The organism is Streptomyces albicerus (assembly GCF_008905045.1).
Classification (GTDB): Bacteria; Actinomycetota; Actinomycetes; order Streptomycetales; family Streptomycetaceae; genus Streptomyces; species Streptomyces albicerus.
On the sequence record NZ_VWMY01000167.1, the window covers coordinates 1 to 5,515 of the forward strand.

The window sequence follows — 5,515 nt, forward strand, 5'->3', positions numbered from 1 at the left end:
GCGCGTCACGATTGTCTTTCTACCGGATCCGCATACCAGACGGATCCGGATCGGCAAGATTGATCACGACGTCACACAGGCCCTAGTGGACATCTTCGAGGAGGAAGGCGTGGACACCGCGCTCTGGTTCACCTTCGCCGGGTACAGCAGGCCCGGGCACCACGACCTCGGCTCCTACGGCGTCGTGCGGATGCTCGACGAAACCCGCTGGGAACGGAAGAAGGTGTTCCACGCGATGGCGGCCAGGTACCAACGCCGGTGAAGGGTCCAGAACCCGCCGCCTCTTACAGCAGGGTGGTGAACCAACACACCATGGCGGGACTGGCGTGCTGCTCAGAAGTGATGTGGTCCATGCCGCCCAAGTCGATCACCTGGACATCCCCTGTGCCGCGCCCCATTGCCTGGCGGCAGTGTTCGGCGTTGACGGGCAGGACGGACAGGTCACCGGCAGCCGCGAGGGCCCGAGACGTCACGCCGCGCCCGCTGCTGCGGCATCCAGTTGCCCGCCCGTTTCTGCTTCACGGCGCACCGCGTACAGGGCTTGGCTCGCGACAGACCGACCTGAACCGCGAAGGGACAACGAGGAGCTGCTCCATCCCAGCCGAATCACCGGATGTCGTCGGGGTCGAGGTCGGTTCCGATGACAAGGGTCACCACGCCCGCGACGGCGTCCGCCTGCTGCGTGGCCCAGGCGTCGGGCAGCCGCGAAGCGAGTACCTTCGCCTGCTCGTCCATCTCCTGCGGATAGGTGGCAATGGTGCGGGTGGTCTCCGGGGCGTTGCCCGTGCCGACGACGGTGAAGCCGGCCTCGCGGAGCTTCTCGGCGACGGCGGCCGCGCGCCCCGTGACGCCGGTGCCGTTGAGGACCTGGACGCGCACGCTGGATGCGTAGATCAAGTCCTTGACGTCGGCTTGCAGTTCCTTCTTGTCGACCTCCTTATCCTTGGCGAGGGAGGTGAACAGGCCGGCGGCCTGCGGGTACTGCCACGCGACGTTGGCCTTGTCGGTGGCCACATCCGCCTCGCGCGGATAGTTGGGCACGGTGAGGAAGGTCAGCTTCTCGCTCGGGATGCCCTTCACCTCGGAAGCGAGGCTGTACAGCGGCTTGATGCCGGCCAGGTCCTCGTCCGTGGTCAGGGACTTGGTGGCCGACTGCAGGAAGTCGTACAGCGCGTTCGGGCTGGTCAGCTTGGACTGCGCCTTCTCGGCCAGCGCCTCCATGAACTCCTGCTGGCGGCCGATGCGCCCGAGGTCGGAGCCGTCGCCGACGCTGTAGCGGGCGCGTACGTAGCCGAGCGCCTTCTCGTCCTTGATGGTCTGGCAGCCGGCTTCCAGGTCCAGGCGGGCCTTCTCGTCGCGGATGGCCTGCTCGGGGCAGACCTCAATGCCGTCGAGGGCGTTGACCATGCCTTTGAAGCCCTGGAAGTCGACGGACATGAAGTGGTCGATGCGCAAGCCCGTGTTGGCCTCGACCGTCTTGATGGTGCAGGCGGCGGCTCCGGCGACCTTGCCGCCGGTGCCGCCGATCGCGAACGCCTCATTGATCTTAGATTGGTGTGGGGCGGAGGTGGTGCTGTCGCCCTTGTCGCACGCGGGTATCTGCACCCACGAGTCACGCGGGAAGGACACCACGGTCGCCCATTTCCGGTTCGCCGGGACGTGCAGCACCATCAGGGTGTCCGACTGCATGGTGGTCAGGTCCTTGCCGTACTTCGCGTTGGCCCCCTCGCGGCTGTCCGAGCCGACGACCAGGATGTTCTTCGAGCCCGGGCTGAGGTTGACGGGACGGTCCTCGCCGAGTTTGTTGTCGAGGTCGGCGGCGTTGATGTTGTTGTCCAGGTCCTGGTATATCCAGGCGCCGACCCCGGCCACGCCGAGGATGAGCACCGCGAACGCCGCCGCGGCCCGCGCGAGGATCCGGCCCCGCCGGGTCAGCCGCGCCGGGCTGCTCCCGGCCGGAGTGCGCCGCCGTTGTCCCGTACCGCCCACCGGAGCCCCTTTCCTCCCGCTCGGCCGCCTCCGGCCGGTCCGTGGCTCATGAGTGTCCGGTGCCCGTGCCTACCGAACGGCGGAACTCTACATTCATGTAGAGATACGGACGGGAGGCGGGTGCGTCTCACCGCTCCCGGAGCCGGGGACCCACAGCATCCGCCTCCGAACGCGCCAGCAGGCACCGATGGCGGGAGGAGCGCACGTGAGCAGCACCAGCAGCGCGCGACCGGCGGGCGGACCAGAACCGGCCGGGCAGGGCCGCGCGCTCCAGGCTTCTCGACCGGGCTTGGCCAGGATCTATGTCGCGATATAGCGTTAGCCTTCCAGTCGCGCCGCTGTCTGCGTCGCGCGAAGACGTTCGACAGGACCAGGACGGAAGCATGTCGGGAGAGATCTCGCCCACCGGGAAGCGCTCCGGCCCCGGCTCGTCGCCCGAACTGCGGGCCTCTCATGCGGACCGGGACCGGGTGGTGGACGTGCTGCGTGTCGCGGCGGGGGACGGTCGGCTGACCGCGGCCGAGTTGGACGAGCGCCTGGAGGCTGCCCTGTCGGCGCGGACCGTCAGCGAACTGACGCCGCTCACCGCCGACCTGCCGCCTGTGTCGGCCTCGGCCGGCGCGGCCGTAGCGGAGGTCAAGGATGTGCTCCGGATCGAGCAGCGGTTCAGTGCGGTCGAACGGGTGGGGCGCTGGGTGGTGCCGCGGCGGTTGGAGCTTGCAGTGGAGTGGTGCGAGGTGACGCTGGACTTCACGCAGGCAGTGATCACGCAGGACACCTTGCGGATCGACGTGGACATGCGCGGCAAGACTCTGACGCTGGTCACTAGACCGGGCATCGTGGTCGATGCCGATGCCCTGAGACTGGAACACAGCAGGGTCAAGATCCGTCAGGCTCCGGACCCTGGTACGCCGATCGCACTACGCGTGGAGTTGGTCGGTAAGAAGAAGCATGGCCGCGTCGTGGTGCGGCCCGCGCGGCGGACGTTCGGACAGTGGCTGCTGCGCAGGCTCACGTCCCTGCCGGCTGGCGATTGACTCCATCGATGCGAACTACCGGCGGGGCGGTCGCTGAGGTCTCCTGGGCTGGTCAGAACGATGGTGAGGGGCGCTGACGGCCATGGGACGTCGCCACTGCTGCTGAACTTCTCTGCTGTACTGCCCAGAGACTCACGTTGTTGAGACCATGCGCCATGCGCCATGCGCCATGCGGTCCGAAGGGCCGCGAGCTCCGCTGTGGGCATACCGGAGTTGAAAGGCTGCAATGCACACTAGAGGTCGCTCAACTCCAGCAGTTCATCACCCCACTGGCTGTCGGGGAGGGGACGCCCCGCCGTCCCGTCAGCCGTACGGCTGACGGCCCCTCAGGGGCGTACCGGAATTCCAGCGTGAGAGGACGGCATGCCGCAACAGGACGCCGGACCCCGCGGGGCCGTGCCCCGCAACGGCCCGGGAGACACTTCCCTCACCGTGGGCATTGTCGCCCTCGTGGGTTCCTTCATCCCCATCATCGGTGACTTCGTCGCCGCGCCCCTCGGGCTCCTCGCTCTCCTCCTAGGAGGGCTGGGGGTCTGGAACAACGAGCGGGGCCTCGCCACGAACTTCGGCCCGTCCCTCATCGGCGCCACCCTCGGCGCCCTGGCGCTCCTCATCGTCCTGCTCATGTTCGCCGTCACCCGCTGAACGGCGCCCTGAGTACGCGAGCACAGCCCCGGAAGGAGCCGGTCCGGGACTGGTACAGGATCGCGTTGGCGATCTCTCGCATCGCGTACTTGCCCTGATGGCCGCTGACCGAAGGATGCGCGGCCTTCCAAGTCGTGATCACGGGCTCGGTCAAGGTCCACCGCTCGTCGGACAAGTCGCTGCGGTGCGGCTGGCGTTCACTCACTCCGCCACCCGAGCACGCCCAAGCTCGCCGACCAGCCCGATCGCCCCAGACCTACACGTTCAGGCGACAACAGAACGGTCAACCGCTTACAAAGGCGCCCGCTCAGAGGCACGTCCTCACAAGGGTGTCGCCGCGTGCAGGATGAGGACCATCGTCACGGCGGAGTTCGCGGACGACAGCGCGGACACCGCGGTGCCCGCGGCCGCAGCCCAGGCGGCAAGGCCCACGCTGGTGAACACCGGCGGCCAGCTGCGCATCGCGGGCGCAGGGCCGAGCAGGGCGGCCACCCGGCGCGGCACCGGACCCGGCGCGGCGAGGCCCGCGAGCGTGGGCACCGGGGTGCCGCGGGAGACCAGGGCCGCCTTGCCGATCGCGCACGCCACAACCCGGCGGCTGCCGACCGCCCGCGCCGCCTCCTCGTCCGCCCACCGCTCCGCCGTGTAGGACACGGCCGTGCGCAACGGCCGCAGGAACGGGTTAGCGCGCGCGGCCAGCTGCACGGCGAGCAGGAACCGGTGGTGGCGGGCGGCGAGGTGGGCGCGCTCGTGGGCGAACAGAGCGCGCCGTTCGGCCGGTTCGAGGCAGGACAGCAGAGCGGTGGTCACCACGACCCGGCTCCGTACGACCCGGCTCCGTCGCCCGCCAGGGAGGGCGTACGCGTACGGCACCTCGTCGGGCAGGACGGCCACCTCCGCACCGGGCAGGCCGGCGAGTGCCCGGTGGGCGCGGCGGCGTACCCGCCCGTGCCGCCACAGCGTGCGGCCGCACGCGAGCAGCACCGCGAGCAGCGCCGGAATCGCCGCCTTCCCTGCCACCTCGTCGTACGGCACCGCCTCGCGCACCTCGGGATCCGACCAGCCGTCGGGCAACGGGTTGCCGGGCAGCTGCGCGGTGCCGACCACCATCAGCAGCCCCAGACACACCGTGCTGCACACCGCCATCACCACGGCCAGCCCGGTCAGCAGCCGGGTGGCGGTCCGCGGATGCAGACGCTGCTCGGCCAGACGCGCGATCGGCCACGCCGTCAACGGCAGGACCAGCGGCAGAAAGACGAACAACCCCATGAGGCTTCAGTCTTCCCCTTCACCCTTGGCTCGACCCAGCAGTTCGCGCAGCAGCCGCTCGTCGTCCAGTCCGAGGCCGGTGACGAAGCTGGCCAGCACCGCCTCCCGGTCGCTTTCGGCGTCGAGGACCTTGCGCATCTTGTGCGCGGCCAGGCCCGCCTGATCCGAGGCCGGGGTCCACGCGAAGGACCGGCCGACGCGCTCGCGGGTCACCGCGCCCTTGGCCAGCAGCCGGGTCAGGATGGTGATCACCGTCGTGTAGGCGAGGTCTCCGCCAAGGCGCTCCTGCACCCAGCCCGCGCTCGCCGGGCCGTCCGCCTCACTCAGGGCCGACAGGACGAGCGCCTCCAGTTCACCCTGCCCCCGACGCCGGGGACGCTGCCGCTGATCCGTCACGCCCTGTCTCCCTTCCGCTGACCTCGAATTCGCGGGCGGTCCATCGTATCGACGCTCACAGCCGGCCACCGCGCCGCGACCGGTGCTCCGCTGCCCATTACCGTCTTCGTAGAGCCCGGTTCGGGGCTCGTGGCCTTCGGGGCCGGTATGACTCGTTGCCCCTGTCCTTGATGATCCGG

General features: G+C 69.5%; 6 protein-coding genes and 2 pseudogenes. 3 read left to right on the forward strand and 5 right to left on the reverse strand.

Going from position 1 to position 5,515, the window contains the following annotated elements; translation table 11 throughout:
- Positions 1-262: pseudogene (locus GAS53_RS54310) on the forward strand (hypothetical protein); the annotation flags it as partial.
- 22 nt (positions 263-284) lie between these two features.
- Here the strand turns inward: GAS53_RS54310 and GAS53_RS54315 are convergent.
- Complete coding sequence (locus GAS53_RS54315; RefSeq protein WP_151485220.1) at positions 285-473, reverse strand: hypothetical protein; 189 nt, start codon at positions 471-473, stop codon at positions 285-287.
- A 133-nt stretch (positions 474-606) separates the two neighbouring features.
- Entirely contained in the window at positions 607-1,989 is a 1,383-nt protein-coding gene (locus GAS53_RS54320; RefSeq protein WP_192583723.1) for an LCP family protein, read from the reverse strand.
- 383 nt (positions 1,990-2,372) lie between these two features.
- Here GAS53_RS54320 and GAS53_RS54325 point away from each other — a divergent pair, with 383 nt between their 5' ends.
- Positions 2,373-3,026, forward strand: a complete 654-nt coding sequence (locus GAS53_RS54325) for a DUF1707 SHOCT-like domain-containing protein (protein ID WP_151485221.1) — start codon at positions 2,373-2,375, stop codon at positions 3,024-3,026.
- A 363-nt stretch (positions 3,027-3,389) separates the two neighbouring features.
- Positions 3,390-3,671: a hypothetical protein gene (locus GAS53_RS54330; RefSeq protein ID WP_151485222.1), complete on the forward strand. Its 282-nt coding sequence runs from the start codon at positions 3,390-3,392 to the stop codon at positions 3,669-3,671.
- A 37-nt stretch (positions 3,672-3,708) separates the two neighbouring features.
- On the opposite strand, the pseudogene GAS53_RS54335 reads toward GAS53_RS54330, so the two are convergent.
- The 3 genes and pseudogenes from GAS53_RS54335 to GAS53_RS54345 form a co-directional block, all read right to left on the reverse strand.
- Positions 3,709-3,876: pseudogene (locus GAS53_RS54335) on the reverse strand (transposase); the annotation flags it as partial.
- A 116-nt stretch (positions 3,877-3,992) separates the two neighbouring features.
- A complete protein-coding gene (locus tag GAS53_RS54340) occupies positions 3,993-4,940 on the reverse strand; it encodes a M56 family metallopeptidase (protein WP_151485223.1) in 948 nt (315 codons plus the stop codon).
- A 6-nt stretch (positions 4,941-4,946) separates the two neighbouring features.
- A complete protein-coding gene (locus tag GAS53_RS54345; RefSeq protein ID WP_151485224.1) occupies positions 4,947-5,336 on the reverse strand; it encodes a BlaI/MecI/CopY family transcriptional regulator in 390 nt (129 codons plus the stop codon).
- Positions 5,337-5,515: the final 179 nt, after the last annotated feature.